14 protein-coding genes are annotated in these 18028 nt (G+C 54.1%); 8 read left to right on the top strand and 6 right to left on the bottom strand.

Annotation, left to right across the window (positions count from 1 at the left end):
- The first annotated feature begins 98 nt into the window (after positions 1 to 98).
- The 3 genes from MWU62_RS06330 to MWU62_RS06340 are packed head-to-tail and all read left to right on the top strand — an operon-like array spanning position 99 to position 3363.
- A complete protein-coding gene (locus MWU62_RS06330) occupies positions 99 to 1712 on the top strand; it encodes a methyl-accepting chemotaxis protein (RefSeq protein ID WP_247114054.1) in 1614 nt (537 codons plus the stop codon).
- A gap of 32 nt (positions 1713 to 1744) precedes the next feature.
- The gene (locus MWU62_RS06335) at positions 1745 to 2938 is read left to right on the top strand and encodes a hypothetical protein (RefSeq protein WP_247114055.1); all 1194 of its coding nucleotides are present in this window, start codon (positions 1745 to 1747) and stop codon (positions 2936 to 2938) included.
- An 11-nt stretch (positions 2939 to 2949) separates the two neighbouring features.
- Complete coding sequence (locus MWU62_RS06340; protein WP_247114056.1) at positions 2950 to 3363, top strand: substrate-binding domain-containing protein; 414 nt, start codon at positions 2950 to 2952, stop codon at positions 3361 to 3363.
- 66 nt (positions 3364 to 3429) lie between these two features.
- Here MWU62_RS06340 and MWU62_RS06345 read toward each other — a convergent pair whose 3' ends face one another.
- The gene (locus MWU62_RS06345) at positions 3430 to 4884 is read right to left on the bottom strand and encodes an NAD-dependent succinate-semialdehyde dehydrogenase (RefSeq protein ID WP_247114057.1); all 1455 of its coding nucleotides are present in this window, start codon (positions 4882 to 4884) and stop codon (positions 3430 to 3432) included.
- A gap of 247 nt (positions 4885 to 5131) precedes the next feature.
- On the opposite strand from MWU62_RS06345, the gene MWU62_RS06350 reads away from it, so the two are divergent.
- Positions 5132 to 6145 carry a histone deacetylase family protein gene (locus MWU62_RS06350; protein WP_247114058.1) on the top strand — a complete coding sequence of 338 codons (1014 nt, stop codon included), beginning with the start codon at positions 5132 to 5134 and terminating at the stop codon, positions 6143 to 6145.
- Between the two features lie 5 nt (positions 6146 to 6150).
- Here MWU62_RS06350 and thiI read toward each other — a convergent pair whose 3' ends face one another.
- Complete coding sequence (gene thiI / locus MWU62_RS06355; protein WP_247114059.1) at positions 6151 to 7605, bottom strand: tRNA uracil 4-sulfurtransferase ThiI; 1455 nt, start codon at positions 7603 to 7605, stop codon at positions 6151 to 6153.
- Between the two features lie 110 nt (positions 7606 to 7715).
- Between thiI and ppnN the strand changes: the two genes are divergently transcribed.
- A complete protein-coding gene (ppnN, locus tag MWU62_RS06360) occupies positions 7716 to 9098 on the top strand; it encodes a nucleotide 5'-monophosphate nucleosidase PpnN (protein WP_247114060.1) in 1383 nt (460 codons plus the stop codon).
- A 22-nt stretch (positions 9099 to 9120) separates the two neighbouring features.
- On the opposite strand, the gene MWU62_RS06365 is transcribed toward ppnN, so the two are convergent.
- Positions 9121 to 9459: a c-type cytochrome gene (locus MWU62_RS06365; protein ID WP_247114061.1), complete on the bottom strand. Its 339-nt coding sequence runs from the start codon at positions 9457 to 9459 to the stop codon at positions 9121 to 9123.
- Between the two features lie 233 nt (positions 9460 to 9692).
- Here MWU62_RS06365 and MWU62_RS06370 point away from each other — a divergent pair, with 233 nt between their 5' ends.
- Positions 9693 to 10799, top strand: a complete 1107-nt coding sequence (locus MWU62_RS06370) for an enoyl-CoA hydratase/isomerase family protein (protein WP_247114062.1) — start codon at positions 9693 to 9695, stop codon at positions 10797 to 10799.
- A 17-nt stretch (positions 10800 to 10816) separates the two neighbouring features.
- Here the strand turns inward: MWU62_RS06370 and MWU62_RS06375 are convergent, their stop codons facing one another.
- The 3 genes from MWU62_RS06375 to MWU62_RS06385 all read right to left on the bottom strand — a co-directional run bounded on the left by MWU62_RS06375 (position 10817) and on the right by MWU62_RS06385 (position 14131).
- The gene (locus MWU62_RS06375) at positions 10817 to 11524 is read right to left on the bottom strand and encodes an ankyrin repeat domain-containing protein (RefSeq protein WP_200362394.1); all 708 of its coding nucleotides are present in this window, start codon (positions 11522 to 11524) and stop codon (positions 10817 to 10819) included.
- Positions 11525 to 11594: 70 nt separating this feature from the next.
- Positions 11595 to 13754 carry a GNAT family N-acetyltransferase gene (locus MWU62_RS06380; RefSeq protein WP_247114063.1) on the bottom strand — a complete coding sequence of 720 codons (2160 nt, stop codon included), beginning with the start codon at positions 13752 to 13754 and terminating at the stop codon, positions 11595 to 11597.
- A complete protein-coding gene (locus tag MWU62_RS06385; protein WP_247114064.1) occupies positions 13754 to 14131 on the bottom strand; it encodes a DUF2237 domain-containing protein in 378 nt (125 codons plus the stop codon). The genes MWU62_RS06380 and MWU62_RS06385 overlap by 1 nt, the downstream gene beginning before the upstream one ends.
- Positions 14132 to 14323: 192 nt before the next feature.
- Between MWU62_RS06385 and MWU62_RS06390 the strand changes: the two genes are divergently transcribed.
- Together MWU62_RS06390 and MWU62_RS06395 are read left to right on the top strand one after the other, a co-directional pair.
- Positions 14324 to 16651, top strand: a complete 2328-nt coding sequence (locus tag MWU62_RS06390) for an ATP-dependent helicase (protein ID WP_247114134.1) — start codon at positions 14324 to 14326, stop codon at positions 16649 to 16651.
- Positions 16652 to 16819: 168 nt separating this feature from the next.
- The gene (locus MWU62_RS06395; RefSeq protein WP_247114065.1) at positions 16820 to 18019 is read left to right on the top strand and encodes an OmpA family protein; all 1200 of its coding nucleotides are present in this window, start codon (positions 16820 to 16822) and stop codon (positions 18017 to 18019) included.
- Positions 18020 to 18028: the final 9 nt, after the last annotated feature.

Consider the following 18028-nt stretch of genomic DNA (forward strand, 5'->3'; position numbering starts at 1 on the left):
CACAAAATAACAGTACGAAACACAATCAGCATTTCGTCTAACAATAGCAACCTATATGCTTGCCCGGCGCACTTGGGTTGTCCCATCAGGAAGAGACTATGTTGTCAGCACTTAAAATTTCTCAAAAGCTTGGTCTACTTGTCAGCATTGCCATTCTCGCTTTTCTGATCAGTCAGGGCTTTGCCTTTATGACCGAGCGCTCCAACTCTGAACGCCTGAGTGAAGTAAAAGATCGCCTTTACCCAACATTGGAACTGACCACAATTAATGAAGGTCAGCTAAAGTTGATGGAGCAGCAAATCAGTGGCTCAGTAACCACGGGGGACGACCAACAGCTGAAATCAACCCAAGCTTATCGCGACACCATCACAACCAACCTGAACAAAATCGCAGAGTTGAACCCCAACCAGACTGACACCGCCCGGAAGCTAAGCCGGGATCTGGACAGCTATTACAGCAATGCCACCCGCATAGCGACCACGATTATTGATGGGACTGCCGACTTTAGCCGTATCGGCGATGATGCTGCGCGCAACGCCGAGCGTCTGGAGCAGCTGCAAGCCGGGCTGAACACAATGCTGGAAACCAATCGCGGCCAATTTCAAGATGCTATTTCTGAAACCGTTGAAGCCTCAAGTCAGGCACAAACGTTGGCTCTGACTATTCTCGTAGTTACGGTGATCGTACTGATCGCAATCAGCTTGGTGATCGGGCGTTCCATATCTTCCAGTCTTACTCAAATTATTGACTCGCTTAAAAATATGGCCTCTGGCGAAGGCGACCTAACCCAGCGCTTAAATTACGAAGGTCGGGATGAGCTCCGTGAGTTGGTTAACCAATTCAACCTGTTCGTTGCCAAGCTGCATAACTCCTTTGCCACCATCAGCGATGATGTGAAGGGTCTCAATACCGCCAGCGGGCATTTAACTGACGCTAGCCGGGCCAACCTCGAACGCATTAGCAGCCAAGCGCAAGCCATCTCATCTACACGTAACTCGGTCGATGAACTGGTGAAGAGTGTTGAAGAAGTCGCCGGGTTTGCCTCCAGTGCATCCGACCAGACTCAAGATGCGGCACGCTTTGCCCAGTCGGGGCAGGAGAAGGTCCAGAATAACGTCGCAACCATCCGCGAGCTGGTAAACGAAATTGAGAATACGGCAGGTTTGGTGAACCAGTTTGATGAGTTCTCCGCGCGGGTCGGCGGCTTACTCGATACCATTCAAACCGTCGCAGAGCAAACCAACCTGTTGGCCTTGAATGCTGCCATTGAAGCAGCCCGTGCGGGTGAGCATGGTCGCGGCTTCGCAGTGGTCGCCGATGAAGTACGGGGGCTCGCCGTGCGCACACACAAAGCAACCGAAGAAATTCAGGGTGTCATTTCAGAGCTTTCCAAGCTTTCTTCCTCAGCAGTTACCTCCATGAAATCCAGCGTAAGCAAGGCTCATGAAGGTGTTGAAGCGACTACCGAATCCGGCGAAATACTTTCCCGAATTCTGCAGAACGTGCAGCAGATCAGTGAGTTGAACGAACAGATTGCTGCCGCGACTTACGAACAAAGCACTACATTTAATGAAGTAACCACATACATGACGGATATGCACCGGAACGCCGAGGCAGTCATGGAAAGCACCGATGAGCTGGATAACGTCAGTCGCGATATCCAGAGCGTCAGCAATGGTCTTCAGACTGTTGCCAGCCAGTTCCGCGTGTAAATCAACCACGAAAGCGTACGGATAGAAAACCTATGAAAAGATTGCTACATCTCGCGCCACTGGCCTTAGCCATTGCGGCGAGCTCCGCTTCTGCCCAAAGCACCGAAGACACATTAGCCAACATGCAGCAGCAACTCAATTCCATGCAACAGCAGTTGAACGCTGCCAAAAATGATCGCGTACGTTTCAACGGTTTCTTCAGCACGGGCGTAGCACGGGCGAGCAACGATGCTGGTTACGCGGGCATCACTGAAAAAACAAACGTGGCTGACCTTAGCTTGCTGGCACTGCAAGGCACGTTTGATGTAACTGAAAAGAGCCAAGCGGTTCTTCAACTGGTCGGCCGTGGTGCTGATGACTGGGAGCCACAGGTAGAGTGGGCGTACCTAAGCCACCGTCCTACCAATAACTTGCAGTTGCGAGCGGGTAAAATGCGCATCCCGTTCTTCATGTACTCCGACTCCCTTGAAGTTGGCTACGCTCAGCCCTGGGCACGCCCACCTCAAAGCGTTTACGGCCCCATTGCGATTACCAGTTATGTTGGCGCCGACGCTACGTATAACTTCAATTTCGATGACTCATCGCTCACAGTAACCGGCTTCACCGGCTTCACCGACGAAGACGGCAACTCCGGTGATGTGCAACTACGTAACATTGGTGGTGTTAACCTGACATGGACTGACTATGTCTGGACAGTACGTGCCGTGGCAGCGACCTCCGAAGTTACAGTTGATGCAACTCGCCTGAAAGCACTGGTTCCGCCAGGTATTACAGTTGATAGCCAATTGGCGAATCGTGACCGAGGCAGTTTCTACGGCATCGGCGCAAGCTACGACGACGGCAGCTGGCAGATTATCTCGGAAGTCACCCGCGCCGAAGTAGATGGCAAGTTCGCCGATACCGATTCCGCTTACCTGTCTATTGGCCACCGTTTTGGCAGCTGGACGCCGTACATCGCCGCAGGCTGGACAGAAAGCATGGATGATGACGAGCGCGCTGGTGCGTTTATTCCAGGCGCGGTCCCTGAGTCAATCCTGAACTATCAGCGCACGGATTACAGTATCGGCACCCGTTGGGATATCACCCCTGGGGTCGCGATCAAGGCAGACGTAACGCACGTTCGCGGGCTTGATAAGGGTTATGGCAATCTGAACACCACATATATGCTCTCAAACGATACTGAAAGCACCAACGTCTACACCCTTAAACTCGACTCGGCGTTTTAACGGAGGCCTCCATGAAAAAGCTAAGCCTGATTTTTGCGGCCAGCTTGCTGGTCAGCCCCCTTGCATTGGCTGATGTTGTGATTATTGGTAACCCCGCAGGCCCGGATAACCTCACCGACAACCTTGTGCGCGACCTGTACCTGAATCGCAGCAAAGCGCTTCCAGACGGGCAAAAAGCCACACCGTTCGAGCTACCCGAAGGCAGCCCGGTGCGTGCTCAGTTTCACGACAAGATCACAGGGCGGAACGATGCCCAGCTCAAGGCTTTCTGGTCTAAGCAGGTGTTCACTGGCCGCGGCCAGCCACCCGCAGAAGCCGCCAGCCCGGCTGCGATGAAAGCTCAGGTTGCATCGACACCTGGCAGTATTGGCTATATCGATGAAGCCGACGTAGACAGCTCGGTAAAGGTTATTCTTAAGCCTTAACCAGTAGCCAGAAACAAAGAAGGCGAGCCATGGCTCGCCTTCTTTGTTTAAGTTGTAGTCTTCAGATCAGAAGCCTCTTGGTATGGTCTGGGCTTCAACAAACTCAAATAACCCTTCAAGCCCGCCTTCACGCCCCGTACCAGACGCTTTCATGCCACCAAAAGGCGCTTCGGGCGTTGGTCCGGTGCCGGTATTCCATCCCACATGGCCGAACCGCAAGCCCGCAGCGACACGCTGGGCACGTTCTGCATCGGCAGTGAACACATAGGAGGCCAGACCAAACTCAGTATCGTTCCCCGCTTCGATGACCTCTTCCTCGCTACCGAAGCTGGCCATAGGCACCAGTGGCCCAAAGGTTTCTTCCCGAGAGCAGCACATATCCGGCGTTACGCCTGATACAACCGTTGGCGGGAAGAACAAGTGCCCCTCGCCCAAGTCGCCCGGCTGCTTGCCCGCAACTAGTGATGCACCTTTACTTAGGGCATCTTCCAAATGGCGTTTCACCTTGTCGAAACCGGCTTTGTTAATGAGCGGGCCAAGATCAACATCACCTGCAATACCATCCCCAACCGTCATTTTGTTCACCCGCTCAGCGAGCTTTTCACCGAAGGAGTCTATGACCTTCTCATGAACAAAAATCCGGTTTGCACACACACAGGTTTGGCCACCGCCCCGGAATTTGTTAGCAATCAGGTTATCTGCAGCAGCGTCCAGATCCGCATCCTCAAACACGATATACGGTGCGTTACCGCCCAGCTCCAAAGCCAGCTTTTTAATCTGCTCGGCGGTATCCACCACCAGCTTGCGGCCGACTTCTGTAGAACCGGTAAAGCTCAGCATGGGCACATCGGGGCTTTCACATAGCACCTTACCAATCACGCTGGCCTTGCCCATCACCAGATTCACCATGCCATCTGGCAGGCTCACGTGTTGATCTATCAGTTTGAACAACGCAATCATGGTCAAGGGCGTTTCACTGGCGGGCTTAATTACAGACGGACAACCCGCTGCCAAAGCGGCTGAAAGCTTTTTCGCGATCATGCCGATGGGGAAATTCCACGGCGTGATAAGCCCGGTGACACCAATGGGGCGATAGTGCACTGTCCAGGTGCAGTCTTTCGGCTTTTCCGGCAGCGTATGGGCGTCTAGTGCTTGAATATGCTTAGAGCAATAATCGAAAAAACCAGCAGCGTAATCCACTTCACCCTGAGCTTCGTTCAGCGGCTTGCCGTGTTCCAAGCATAGTATTCTGCCTACTTCCTCTTTGTTTGCCCTGAGAGCATCACGGATATCTTCCAGCCATTTTCTGCGAGTTTCGATGGAGTAGGGTGTGGTCAGCTGTAATGCGGATTTTCCTGCATTAATCGCTGCCTTCACCTCACCTTCAGACATGGAAGCGACTTTCGCAATCACCTCACCCGTTGCCGGATTGTAAACATCAAAGGTATTGCCGTGCTCATTATCCGTCCAGCGACCGCCGATGTAGCCAGTCATCTTTCCCAGCAGTGGTGACTCGATCATTTCGGCTCCTATTCAGTCAATAACGACACCCACAAAGGTGCACAGTTGCGTTGGTTGAATCTGTCTTCCATAGTGGATGCTGAATCACTACCTGTAAAGTCGATGTCTCGGCTTTTGACCATTCTCCATCTGTGCCTATACTCCCAATGCCTATATCAAAAGTGTCTGTATTCGTAATGCATGAGAAAGTGCATAAGAAACACAGAAACCGTACCGAAGCAGTACCGGAAACTCAGGAGGTCGGATAATGAAAGCGTTTTTCCATCCCGCGCAAGATAAGCACTCTCCCCAGTCATACTTCACGCGGGGCCAAATGCGTCAGCCTCAGGAGGTGCCGGACCGCACCAGCCAAATGCTGGAAGGCTTGAAGGAAATGGGCATACCGGTATTGCAGCCTTCAGATCAAGGCGGCAGGCCAATTTCCAAGGTGCACGATCTAGGGTATTTGCGTTTTCTCGAATCGGCTCACCGACGCTGGAAAGAGATGGACGACTGGGGTGAAGAAGTCATGTCCAATATCTTCGTTCGCTCCCCGAACCACTTGTCAGGTATTCTGGCAGAGGCTGCACGCTATCAGGCCGACGGCAGCAGCCCTATAGGCGAGCACACATGGGAGGCCGCTTACTGGTCTGCGCAAACCGCTCTGGGTGCCGCGGATGCTCTCATGGCAGGCGACCGTACAGCCTACGCCGTATGTCGCCCACCTGGGCACCATGCCCGCAAAGACTCGGCAGGTGGCTTTTGCTACCTTAACAACGCTGCCATTGCGGCCGAGCACATGAAACCCCGGTTTCCGCGTTTGGTGATCCTGGATACTGACATGCACCATGGTCAGGGCATTCAAGAAATTTTCTACGATCGCAGCGATGTGCTCTACATATCCATTCACGGCGACCCCACCAACTTCTACCCGGTGGTGTCGGGTTTCGAGAATGAGCGCGGCGAAGGCGAGGGCTACGGCTACAACATCAACCTGCCAATGCCCCACGGCTCATCCGAGGATGATTTTTTCAGAAAGCTTGAGGAGGCCATAGCGGCCATCAATTTATTTCAGCCAGACGCTCTCATACTGACCTTGGGCTTTGACATCTACAAGGATGACCCTCAGGCCAAGGTCTCGGTATCGTCAGAAGGCTTCTGCCGACTTAGCACCCATATGCGACAGCTTGGCCTGCCAACTCTCGTCGTGCAGGAAGGCGGCTACGATTTAGACACCCTTAGCGAGAACGTGCAGCAGTTCTTCAGGGGCCTGGCTGGCTGACACCGTCAAGAGGCGGGGGCGTAAACTTTTACGTTTGCGTGCCCGTCTGACTTAAGGTTTACCGCGTGCATCTGGCTCATGGTGCCGCGATCACAGTACAGCAGGTACTGGCGGTTGGAAGGAAGCTCTGCAACCTTTCGGCTCAATTCGTAAAATGGAATTTTAAGCACTTCATTGCCGGTAAGCACTAGCGGCGACAGTTCGCCCTCCGCCGGATGGCGTACGTCAATAATCACATCCGTTACCGCTGGCGTTTTCACCAGATCAACTTCTTCCGGCGTAGTGGTACTTTCCAACAAGCCCTCAACGGGTGTTTCCTCACGGGCTTCAACAGCCTCAGCCAGAATCCGCGGGTCCATCTCAGCCTCATCAGCCTCTACCCGATGCAGACGGGCGCGCGTTGCGGGCTTCTGGGAGATAACGCCGCAGTACTCGGGCATGCTTCGGGCATAGGATTCAGTGCCGATTTCCCTGGCAATCTTGATAATGGATTCTTTGTCCATGGCGATTAGTGGCCGCAAAACCACCTCGTCGCTGGCACGATCAACTACATTCAAGTTGGTCAGGGTTTGACTTGAAACCTGAGCCACCGCATCACCGGTTACCAAACCAACAGCGTTGTTATTTTGCGCTATTTCGCTGGCGGCCTTTAGCATTTGCCGCTTGAGCACCACGCCCCAATGCCTGTGGCCAACGGAACGCATGATTTCTTCCACCACGCCCTCAAAAGGCACGGAGATAAACTTGGCGCCATGGGAGGCGCCGTAGCGACTCCACACATAGTGAACCACCTGGCGCACACCCACTTCGTGCGCCACACCACCCAGATTGAAAAAAAGGAAATGGCTGCGCAAGCCTCTGCGTAACATCAGATAGGCCGCGACAGACGAATCGTAGCCTCCCGATACCAGAGTCATAACATTCTCTACACTACCCAGCGGGTAACCGCCTAAGCCACGATGCCTGCGATGGGCAATGTGGAACTGGTCATCACGCACTTCGATACGCACTTCCACTTGAGGAGTGCGCAAATCAACGCTGGCGCCAGAAGCCGATTGCATCAGGGCGCTGCCGACTGCGCGCTGAAGGTCCACTGAGCAGAAATCATGTTCACCGTGGCGCCGTGCACGAACTGCAAAGGATTTACCGTCAAGGCGTCCCGCGAATGCCTCTACCGCTTTCTCTGCCATATCCTCCAGGCTAACAAACGGGAACGCCGCTATTTCCTGAATGGTGGAAATGCCGGGAATACGCAAAAGCTCATCCACAACGACGCCATCCAAACTCCGACCCTCGGGTACTTCCACATCTACCCTGTCCCAACTGCCGTCTACCACAATGTCGTGATCCAGCCGGGCCAGAAGTTTACGGACGTTCTGGCGCAGATGGCGCATTTGGCGGCGGCGAACCGGCTTGCTTTTGATGGCGACTTCTGGGGCGGGACGGAGTAACAGTTTCATAAATGGGCATTTTGTCGGATGGTGTATGATCACAAAGGCGCATAGTGTAACGTTTTGGCTCTATGCCTCAAAATCGGGTATTACCGCAACACTCAGGAGCTTTTCCATTCATGACCGCACCCACCATCAATGCCCTTGTATCCCCTGAGGGCAGCCTGGAAATACTGTCCAATCACGAAGTTAATCTGCTAAAAGACCGAAGCGAAGGTGGCCTATACCGACTATTCAGGCAGTGTGCTTTGGCGGTTCTGAATACGGGTGTCGTGACCGATGACTGCCAGGACTTGATGGAAGCCCATAAAGACTTTGATATACGCCTGATCCCCCAGCCCAGAGGCCTGAAACTGGAGCTGATCAACGCACCTGCACATGCGTTTGTAGACGACGAGATGCTCCGGGCTATCCGTGAACATTTGTTCTCTGTATTACGCGATATTGTTTACAGTCACTCGACACCCCAGTTTGCCAAGGCTCTGAAGAGCAAAGAGCCGGAAGACCTGACCAACATGGTGTTCCACATTCTGCGCAACGCTAGAGTGCTGCAGCCGGGCCGACAGCCTGATTTGATTGTTTGCTGGGGCGGGCACTCAATCAGTCACGAGGAATACCAGTACAGCAAAGAAGTTGGGCACCAGCTTGGCCTGCGAGAGTTGAGCATTTGCACCGGTTGCGGCCCGGGTGCCATGAAGGGTCCTATGAAAGGTGCCACCATCGCCCATGCCAAACAACGGATTAAAAACGGCCGCTACATCGGCATTACCGAGCCGGGCATTATTGGTGCGGAAGCGCCAAACCCCATTGTTAACGAACTGGTAATAATGCCGGATATCGAAAAGCGCTTGGAAGCCTTCGTGCGCTGTGGCCATGGTGTCGTGGTTTTCCCCGGTGGCGTAGGTACCGCAGAGGAAATCCTTTACCTGCTGGGAATACTGTTGCACCCGGATAACGCAGACCTGCCCTTCCCGGTGGTATTTACCGGGCGGCCAGAGAATGCCGAATATTTCGAGATGATCGATAAGTTCATCCGTAACGCGCTGGGGGATGATGCCGCTAGCAAGTATGAAATCATCATCGACGATCCAGTGCGGGTAGCGCAGGCCATGAAAAAGGGAATGCACGATGTCGAAACCTTCCGCCGTGCCATGCAGGATGCTTACTATTTTAACTGGATGTTAAAAATCGACCCTGTGTTCCAGCAGCCGTTCGAGCCGGACCACGAGAGCATGCTTGCTTTGGAGTTACACCGTGACCAGCCGGTGCATCTGATTGCCGCAAATCTAAGAAAGGCATTCAGTGGCATTGTCGCTGGAAACGTAAAAGAAGGTGGCATTCGAAAAATTCAGGAAAAGGGACCGTTTGAAATTGCGGGTGACCCAACCCTCATTAAGCCTCTGGAAGCAATGCTGGAGCAGTTTGTGGCCCAGAATCGCATGAAATTACCGGGCGCATCCGCGTATCGCCCGAGTTACCGTATAGTCAGTGCAGCAGCCTAGGCTGCTGCACTGTCAAAAACTCTTACTTACCGCCGTCAGCTGGCAAGCTGGAGTAGTAAGCTGCCAAATTGGCAATATCTTCATCACTCAGCGCTGCAGCCTGCCCCTGCATGATGACCGCCTGACCACCGTTGCGCTGCTTGTTTTTGTAGGCTTTTAGTGCAGAAACCAGATACTGTTCGTGCTGGCCCGCCAAATTGGCATACATCGGAATCTGTGCGATGCCATTTTGGCCGTGGCAAGCCGCGCAAACCGCTGCCTTTGCCTTACCAGCTGCAACATCACCGGCGGCAGAAGATACGGCAGGAACTGACGCGCCTAGTGCAAAAAGACCTGCAACAACATAGTGTTTAAGTTTCATTATGATTAACCTCTCATCATCGTTTTAAGTTTTGCAAACCGGTGCTCTAAAACCAAGCGTCTTGAGCCCGTGAATAACTGGCTGAAACTTATATCACAGCCATACCAGAGCGCAAATGCCATAGATCAATGCAATTGCCTCTAGGTTAGCAATCTTTAACTTTCTGCCGGTTAAAGGGACTATACGAACATAGATTGTAGCAGAGACTATTTTATCGTCCGGAGACACTATTAATGTCTGTAGAGGTTCAAGAACTTCCCTGCCGCGAAGGCCATGTCGGCTTATTGACACTGAATAAACCATCCACGCTGAATGCTCTCACCGAAGATATGATCGTCACTATCCGGAGCAGCCTAGAGCGCTGGGCTGACGATGATCGTATTTGTATCATAGTAATACGCGGCACCGGAGCAAAAAGTTTCTGCGCTGGCGGGGATATTCAGCTTTTGTACCGATCATTAACGGGTGCAGAAAAGCCAGAAGCCGCTTTCAGTGTTTTCCGGCACGAGTATGAGCTGGATTATACCCTGCACAGGTTTCCCAAGCCGGTTGTGGGTATTGGACACGGTATTATTATGGGCGGTGGCCTAGGCCTGTTTTCCGCGTGTCGCTATCGATTGCTTACACCAGACGCCACTCTGGCCATGCCAGAGATGTCCATAGGACTGTTTCCAGACGTTGGTGCTAGCTGGTTCCTGAATCGCCTGCCGGGGCGTCTTGGTTTGTTTATGGGTCTCACCGGCGCACGCATGAACGTGACTGACGCACTGCGTGTCGGACTAGCGGATATAGCCCTACCAAACAGTGATCATCAATGTCTACTTCAAAGCTTACAGGAAGAGACTTGGAGTGGCCGTGTAGCCAGCGATGACAGCCGCCTGTCCCACTTATTGAGCAAATTTGAAACCCCGGATTACTCGGCTCTGCCCGCCAGCCATTTGGAATTACACGAACGGGATATTGCACGATTGTGCGCTGGCACCAGCCTACCTGAGATTATCGACCAACTGCTAACTGCCCGTGTCGACTCCGAATGGTGGCAGGCCTGCATGAAAACACTGAAAGGGGGCTGCCCGGTATCAGCGTGGCTTATCTGGCATCAGCTTAAAAAAGCCCAGCAGATGACACTGAAAGACGTATTCCGGATGGAATTGGCCATGGTGTGGGAATGCTTGCGCAGACCCGATCTGACAGAGGGCATTAGAGCCAGACTGATAGACCGCGACCAGAACCCGCAGTGGTCTTATGAGGGCATCAAAGAAGTGCCCCCGTCAGTTGTCGACGCCCACTTCTTACCCGTGTGGGACGACGAAACAGACCCCATGCAGCTTGGGAAGTAGGGGCCCACTCAAGCGCATTAAAGCTCAGCCCCAGCCTGCACCAATAGCATCTCCAAGTCTTGGTGATTGCGGGTGCGGGCAACATCAAGCGCCGTGGCACCACTCTCAGCGCGGTAGTTTACATCAGCACCGGCTGCCAAAAGCATTTCTGCGGTTAGCAGGTCGCCGGTAGAAACTACCTTCATGAGCAGTGATTCGCCGTTTTGACTGACATTGACGTTGGCTCCGGCCGCCAGCAAAATCTTCACCACCGACAACTGACCTTTCTCCGCCGCCCGCATAACCGGTGTATAGCCTTGAAGATCGGTGGCATTCACTTTGGCGCCCGCATGCAACAACAGGCGCGCGAGCCGACGATCTCCCTGCTCCGAAGCCACCATCAGCGGGGTAACCTGATCGCTCTCTGCAAGGTCCGGGCTTGCCCCCTGACTGAGCAAATACCATACAACCCGATCCGCCTTCGCTCGTACAGCAGCCATTAACGGTGTGCCATTACCCGTAAGGGTATTCAGGGGCGCACCTGATTCCGTCAGTTTGCTAACAGCATCAACATCACCTTGAGCCGCCGCACGATAAAGATCCGAGCCCGAGGTACTGTCGACCTGCGGATGCAAGTTGGCAGGCGCTTCTTTGGAAGCACACCCACTAACCAACGTAACGCTAGCGGCGAGCAGTAGGGTGGATAACAAGATCGAAAAATGGGAGAAGCCGGTTCCCTTGGCCATATCAAGAAGTCTCAGTCAGTTGGGTATCATCTATTCTGAGCAGGTGGGCACAATAATTAAATCGAGCACGTCACACCTTTGGCCCGCTCTGCATAAGTTCACGGACTAAAGCACGCAACTGATCTTCCCCGTCCCGCTGTCCCGAACATAGGCTTACATTCTGTATGTCCGACCAAGACCAGCCTTGCAAGACAGCCCGACACCAAATAGCCGCACTTTCATGCGCGCCAAGCCACTTCATAAACCCCGAAGCCATGCTCAACTCACGCAACACTGGCACCATTAATCGGAAGCCTCTGTGGCCATCACCAAAGTTCTTCATATCCTGAGTATCTGCAGCATCAGGCCGGTAACATGAAGGCAGCTCAGCAGCTAATTCGGCCAGCAGCTTTGGCTCCAAATCCTTCCAATTCAATGGCACCAGCGTAAGCCAGTGCCGCGCCAGCCGAGCCCGCAATTGCTGAACGAGGACCGAGGCCTTATCACTGTGGGCACTCATCATCTGCAAGGGGTACTCACCACTGGTCACCTCCTGCTGTAATCCGATGCGTACAAACTCCAATCCACAAGATGCCCAGAAGACGAACAAGTCGGCACTGCCGCCAAAGCTGGTGCCGGTAAAATCCAAGCCCTCCAGCTTTGCCCACTCAGCCGCTGCAGCAGCCAGACGATTACCAATCCCAAGGCGCCTTGCCTGAGCTGAAACCGCAACACGAACAATCCGCAAACCTCGCAAGCTAGCCGCTTCCGGAAATCCGCTGTGGTTGGCCAAAGACTGAGGCAGAAGGTGGCCACGAATGCGCCGTTTGCCACTGGCCACTTGCTCTGCCAGCTCCTCACTCAAACCACCCTCCACTGCCCCCCAAAGCACACCCACCGTCTTGCCATTCACAAGAGCGCGCCAGCTTCTAGCGGCGGGATCGTCCAGCCATTGCCTAAGATCTGCGGGCGTGGTTCGATAGTGGGCGTCTACCAGCAAACCAAATGCACTGGTCAACTCAGCCTCCGAGGCCAGAGCAGGATGCCAGGGGTCAATCACCACTTTGCCAGCCACCGCGTCCGATAAACCGACCGCTGAGTCATGATCGGCACCAAGCAGAAACAGCTCCGATATCAGCGCCTCCAGCGGATCGCCTTCGGCCCAGCGCACTGGTTTGGACAGCGTGTGTGCCTGCCACTGGGGAGTTTTCTCATCGAGAATCCGGCGAAAGCGAATAGCAAACCCACGGCCAGCGCCTTCATAGCCATGAACCGTAGATGCAAAAGCGACCCGCGGCCAACCCAAAAGAACCCGCTTTAACAAGGAGACTGGAATAGCCGCCGCCTCATCCACCAGCACCACTTCAGCCTCCGGCCTGTGCTTTAACAAATCCCGAACTGGCAAAAAGCATATCTGAGCGCCAGACACAGTTTCTATCCGGTTATCCTCAGCCCTTATAACATCGGTACCAAGGCTTGCCAGCGCGTGGGCGAACAGCGCATTCACATGATCCCGCGCGGGCGCAGTCACCAACACCTGCCTACGTCCTTGCTGCAGCAGTTGCGCCGCTGCCATACCAAGGGCCGCAGATTTACCGCGCCCACGATCTGCGGTAACCACCATTGGCCGACGCCGACGCCCCAGCCCAAAAGCCACCAACTTGTGAACCAACGCTTGCTGATCCGGCGTTGTAGTAACTCGGAATTCCGAAGCTGGCGCAGGCAGCGCGGGAAGAGTTACTGCCTCTGGCAAGCCGAGCTGCACCCGTATCACCGAAGGATCTAGCGCGAGAGTGCGCGCCATGCGCTCGGCAAAAGGGTGAAGCTGATCGTGATCCAAGCCGGTTCTGGAATAATCCGGGTCTGCAAAATCCCCCCATTCCTCCAGCGATGGCATTAACCAAAACAGCAGCCCACCTGCTATCAACGTGCCCGAAAGCGCTGCAAACGCATCCGGCGGGTTCCCCCGCCAGCCATCCCATACAATGACCGAGGTTTCCTGACCCAGCCACTGCCGTGCCTGTACAGCCTTGATGCTGGCAAGGCGGCTATCAGGGGCTTCATCTGCCTCTCCAACCCAGAGTCCGCCCTCCAGCTCTAATGCTGGCAACAGGGCTTGCAGCCACTGCCTAGAAAGCTCACGGGCACCTTCCATAAAAACCAGGCGCCGCTGTCCGGCTGCTGCAAGATCAAGTTGCAGCGCGCGCCAAGCTGCCGTATCCAGCAAGGGGGCCAGAGTTTCGAGGTTCATTAGCTAAGGTCAATTCCGTGGGACTTCAAATCACCCAAAGCACAGTGGTCCAACGCCCCCTGATGGGTCGCACGCAACCGCACTCTTGGGGCCTTACCCGCCGCAAAAGCCTCATGCCAACGAGCCGCACACAGGCACCAGCCGTCTCCAGCTTTTAATCCCGGGAATCCGAAGGCGGGCACGGGTGTACTCAAATCGTTACCGCGAGCTTTGGAAAATTCTAGAAACTCATCAGTCATGACAACGCATACGGTGTGAGAACCATGATCATCTGGCCCAGTATTGCAGCAGCCATCGCGATAAAATCCGGTTTCCGGATCAGTGCTACAGGTTTCCAGCTTTTCACCGAGTACGTTAATTGAGTCTTCTATTTGCATATTCGTCTCCTATAACTGTCGAGGTAAGAAGCAGAGCGGGGCCCTTTCCAAAATCGTGCGGAGCCATGGATGGCGGAGCCGAGCGTACAGGGAAGTATTCACAGCGTATTTTGGAAAGGGCCCCGCTCTGCTTCTTCGCACCCAACTAGAACAATGGGTAGAGAGTGGTAAACCCACATGTTGCCAGCAATTATGCGGCACAGGTACCCGCGCTACCAGTTGGCAAGTACAATAGCACCTATGCCAACCAACACCCCTGAATCCTCTATCTTAGATCTGCCTGACTTTCTCACCGATGAACAACGGGAGATTATTACCGCTGGCTACGAGCACTCGGTCATCACCGCAGTGGCAGGTAGCGGTAAAACCTCCACCCTTGCCTGGCGCATTCGCCATTTGCTACAGCAAGGGCACGATCCTGCGCGTATTTTGGTGCTTATGTTCAACCGCAGCGCCCGCATAGATTTTGAGCGCAAGCTGCAAGAAGTGTGTTACCAAAGCGGCTTGGCGCTGCCGGAGATCCGAACCTACCATGCCATGGGGCTTCGGCTATACAAGCGCTTTGTACGTGAAGGCTACCTAACGGGCTTCTCTGAAAAAATCCTGACCGAGCAGGAAATCAGTTTTCAAGCTTGGCTATTAACACGGCGGCTGGCGCCGGAGGATTTGGCGGACGAGATAAGGCGCAACAAGAAAGATTTTGTAGAGACAGCAACCGGATTTATCGACATGGTGAAAACCACCCTGTCACCGGCCGAGATAGTATTTGAAGATCTGGGCTACTCCGATAAACACCGATACCTGATTGACCTGTTCCACAGCTTTGAGCAATGGCGCAAAGCACAAACCCGTATCAGCTTTGCCGATATGCTCTACGAGCCGGTGATGGCGATTCATCAGAACCCACCCCTGCAACGGCTGGTGGGCAATAAGATGGATTTGATTTTAGTGGACGAATACCAAGACACCAACGAGATTCAGCATTTGCTGCTGCGCTATGTAGCGGGCGATCGCGCCCGGGTAACGGTGGTGGGGGACCCGGACCAAACCATCTATGAATTTCGGGGCGCCAAGCCCGAATTTATTCTCAAACGCTTTAGCGACGAGTTTGAGAGTCCTCTGGAGCAGACTCTAAGCTTCACCTTCCGCTATGGTCATCGAGTAGCGCTGCTTGCCAATCATCTGATTTGCCATAATACCGGCCGCAAAGATGTCCTGTGCCACTCCCACCCATCCACTCCCGCCACAGAAATCAATCTGCACCGAGCCGAGAACGACGCCGATGCGGTGGTACAGATTCTGGGGCAGGATGCAGCCGATACCTTGGCGAAAACCGCAATCCTGTTCCGGGTTTGGAGCCAGAGCGTTCCCATAGAACTAAAACTGCTAGCCCGTCAGGTCCCCTATCGCATTGATGCTGGTAAAGGGGCGCTGTTCAGCCGCGAAGTGCAGGCCATCACAGCATTATTAAAGGTTGTTTCCGGAACGCTTGAGAAACTGCCCGAGGACGACCGGCTAGAGCTGGCCCGCCAGCTTTTGCGCTTTCCCCATGTGGGCCTAAAAGAACCGGAGCTGGAGCAGTTAGCGCAATTTCTAGCAGGGTTTGCCAATGGCTGGCACGAACGATTGCTGGCGCTGGATTACGATGCATTAGCGCCCATGGCAGCACGTAAACTGCGTAAGCTGGGTGAAGTGCTAGACAAGCTGCGCGGCTATTCCGGCCCCGTTGCCGGGCTGATCACGGTGTATGCAGAGCATACGGATTTGTACGAAGGCGTTCGCAGTCTCGCACTCACCCATGAAAGTGCGGAGGAACGCATAGATACCATTCACGGCTTCCGTGACTATCTCAAAGGCCTCGATGTGGACGCTACGGGAGCTATCGCACACCTCAAAGCGCTACGCCAACAAGCCAATGAAAAACAGGCGGGCGGAGGTGTTTTGCTCTCCACCATTCACCGCACCAAGGGGCTGGAATGGCAAAGGGTGATCATCCCCGGATTACAAGAGAAGTACCTGCCACACAGCCCCCGGCCTCAAGATAATGCCCGTATCACTCTGGAAAGCGAGCGACGGCTATTGTACGTTGCCATGACTCGAACGCGGCAAACACTGCACTTGATCTCCCGGCCAGTGAGCACCCAGCCGCACCTAGATGGCGATCAAGGCCAGAGCCGGTTCGTGGATGAGTTCTGTTTCGAGCTGGCTGACGAGTTCGGACGCTGGCTCGATGAGCGGAAACCAGAGTCCAGCCCTGTACTGCAGCTGCAAGCGCCCCTAACGCCAGTCAGCTCACGTTACGCCGCGCAGGAGGGCATCACCCTTGAAGGCGAGGTCCAAGCCAGTGCTACAAGTACATCGCCGTTGTGGCACCAACCGCGCCTTACCCACTCCATTTTTGGTGCTGGCACCGTGGTTTCGGAAGATGGGAGCTCCTTCGAAGTGCATTTTGCCAGTGGCGAAAAAATGAATTTCAGCAAAAAAAGCGCACACCTCTATTTTAGTGTTCCGCTTTCATAGGCGCACTGCTGCCCTCCCTTATCAATCTACACGTACATTTCCTAATGTAACCGTAAGCACTCTATCTTTGTTTTTTGTCACTCTTTCGCTTAGATTGAAGGCCGACTGTGCATTCTGATCGTTTAAGTCACTCCGCAGCCTAAATAAACGTTTAACTGGAGGTTCTGCATGAACATCATGCGCCCGATTGCGATGGCCGCCATCGCCACTACTCTTGCCGCTCCGGCCTTAGCGGCCGAGCGCAAGGAAACCATTTACATCAATCCATTTGCCGCCTTCCAGCTTTTTGATGATGATCGCGACTTGAGTGAGACGGGTACATTTGGTGTGGGCCTAGAGTACCGGTTCCGGCCAAACTGGGCAGTTGAAGCTCTGTACTCCCGCGCTGATGCAGATCGCAAGTATGTGGATGGCTCATCAGAGTTTGAAGAGCTTCGTATCGACGGTATCTACTACTTTGCCGGACAAGATAAAGCATGGAACCCATACATTTCTGCAGGTGCAGGGCATGCTGACTTTGGCGTAAACGACTCCATTAGCTATCGCACAACCGGCACTGACCATGACGAAACCCGCGTTAACGTAGGTACTGGCTTCCGTTATAACGTCTCAGATTCCGTTGCTCTACGTGGCGACCTGCGTGAGTTCCACGGCATCGACGAAAGCACCTTCGATACTCAGGTATCGCTTGGCATTAGCTTTGCGTTTCACCGCACCGTCGGCACGCCAACACCGCCAGATACTGATGGAGACGGCGTACCCGATTCCCGCGATCAGTGCCCCGGCACCCCGGCTGGAGCAATGGTTGACGCCACGGGCTGTGAGCCGGATGCAGATCGCGATGGCGTAGCCGATGTTCGTGATGCCTGTCCTGATACCCCACGCGGGGCCAAAGTAAACAGCCGTGGCTGCGAACTTGATAGCGATAACGACGGTGTCGTAGACAGTCAGGATCTATGCCCCAACACAACCGCTGGCGCAGACGTGGACGAAACCGGCTGCGAAGGCGTAACCGAAACCATCGAGACCTTTACCATTGAGGTTCAGTTCCCACTCAACAGCTCGGTCATCGGCAATGCTTATGATGCGGAAATCCGCCGCGTTGCAGATGCGCTGAAAAAGAACCCTGAAACCATCGTAGAAATCGCTGGCCACGCCGATAACACCGGCAAGGCAAGCTACAACCAACTCCTGTCACAGCGCCGTGCGGAAGCCGTTGCTGGCCGTTTGACCGGGCCACTGGGGGTTGATCCTGCCAAGGTGAGCGCTAAAGGCTATGGAGAAACTGAGCCGGTTGCATCTAACGCTACCGCTGCTGGCCGTGCTGAAAACCGTCGGGTTGAAGCGCGCATTCAGATTCGCCGTTAATCAGGCATG

This window comes from Marinobacter sp. S6332 (genome assembly GCF_023016045.1).
GTDB lineage: Bacteria > Pseudomonadota > Gammaproteobacteria > Pseudomonadales > Oleiphilaceae > Marinobacter.

Bases quoted from the DNA above. Each gene is read 5' to 3' on its own strand.
- MWU62_RS06350 (WP_247114058.1), top strand. From the start codon at position 5,132: ATGAAAGCGTTTTTCCATCCCGCGCAAGATAAGCACTCTCCCCAGTCA.
- MWU62_RS06385 (WP_247114064.1), bottom strand. From the start codon at position 14,131: ATGCAAATAGAAGACTCAATTAACGTACTCGGTGAAAAGCTGGAAACC.
- MWU62_RS06390 (WP_247114134.1), top strand. From the start codon at position 14,324: ATGCGGCACAGGTACCCGCGCTACCAGTTGGCAAGTACAATAGCACCT.
- MWU62_RS06330 (WP_247114054.1), top strand. From the start codon at position 99: ATGTTGTCAGCACTTAAAATTTCTCAAAAGCTTGGTCTACTTGTCAGC.
- MWU62_RS06375 (WP_200362394.1), bottom strand. From the start codon at position 11,524: ATGGCCAAGGGAACCGGCTTCTCCCATTTTTCGATCTTGTTATCCACC.
- MWU62_RS06370 (WP_247114062.1), top strand. From the start codon at position 9,693: ATGTCTGTAGAGGTTCAAGAACTTCCCTGCCGCGAAGGCCATGTCGGC.
- MWU62_RS06340 (WP_247114056.1), top strand. From the start codon at position 2,950: ATGAAAAAGCTAAGCCTGATTTTTGCGGCCAGCTTGCTGGTCAGCCCC.
- MWU62_RS06335 (WP_247114055.1), top strand. From the start codon at position 1,745: ATGAAAAGATTGCTACATCTCGCGCCACTGGCCTTAGCCATTGCGGCG.
- MWU62_RS06395 (WP_247114065.1), top strand. From the start codon at position 16,820: ATGAACATCATGCGCCCGATTGCGATGGCCGCCATCGCCACTACTCTT.
- thiI (WP_247114059.1), bottom strand. From the start codon at position 7,605: ATGAAACTGTTACTCCGTCCCGCCCCAGAAGTCGCCATCAAAAGCAAG.
- ppnN (WP_247114060.1), top strand. From the start codon at position 7,716: ATGACCGCACCCACCATCAATGCCCTTGTATCCCCTGAGGGCAGCCTG.
- MWU62_RS06380 (WP_247114063.1), bottom strand. From the start codon at position 13,754: ATGAACCTCGAAACTCTGGCCCCCTTGCTGGATACGGCAGCTTGGCGC.
- MWU62_RS06365 (WP_247114061.1), bottom strand. From the start codon at position 9,459: ATGAAACTTAAACACTATGTTGTTGCAGGTCTTTTTGCACTAGGCGCG.
- MWU62_RS06345 (WP_247114057.1), bottom strand. From the start codon at position 4,884: ATGATCGAGTCACCACTGCTGGGAAAGATGACTGGCTACATCGGCGGT.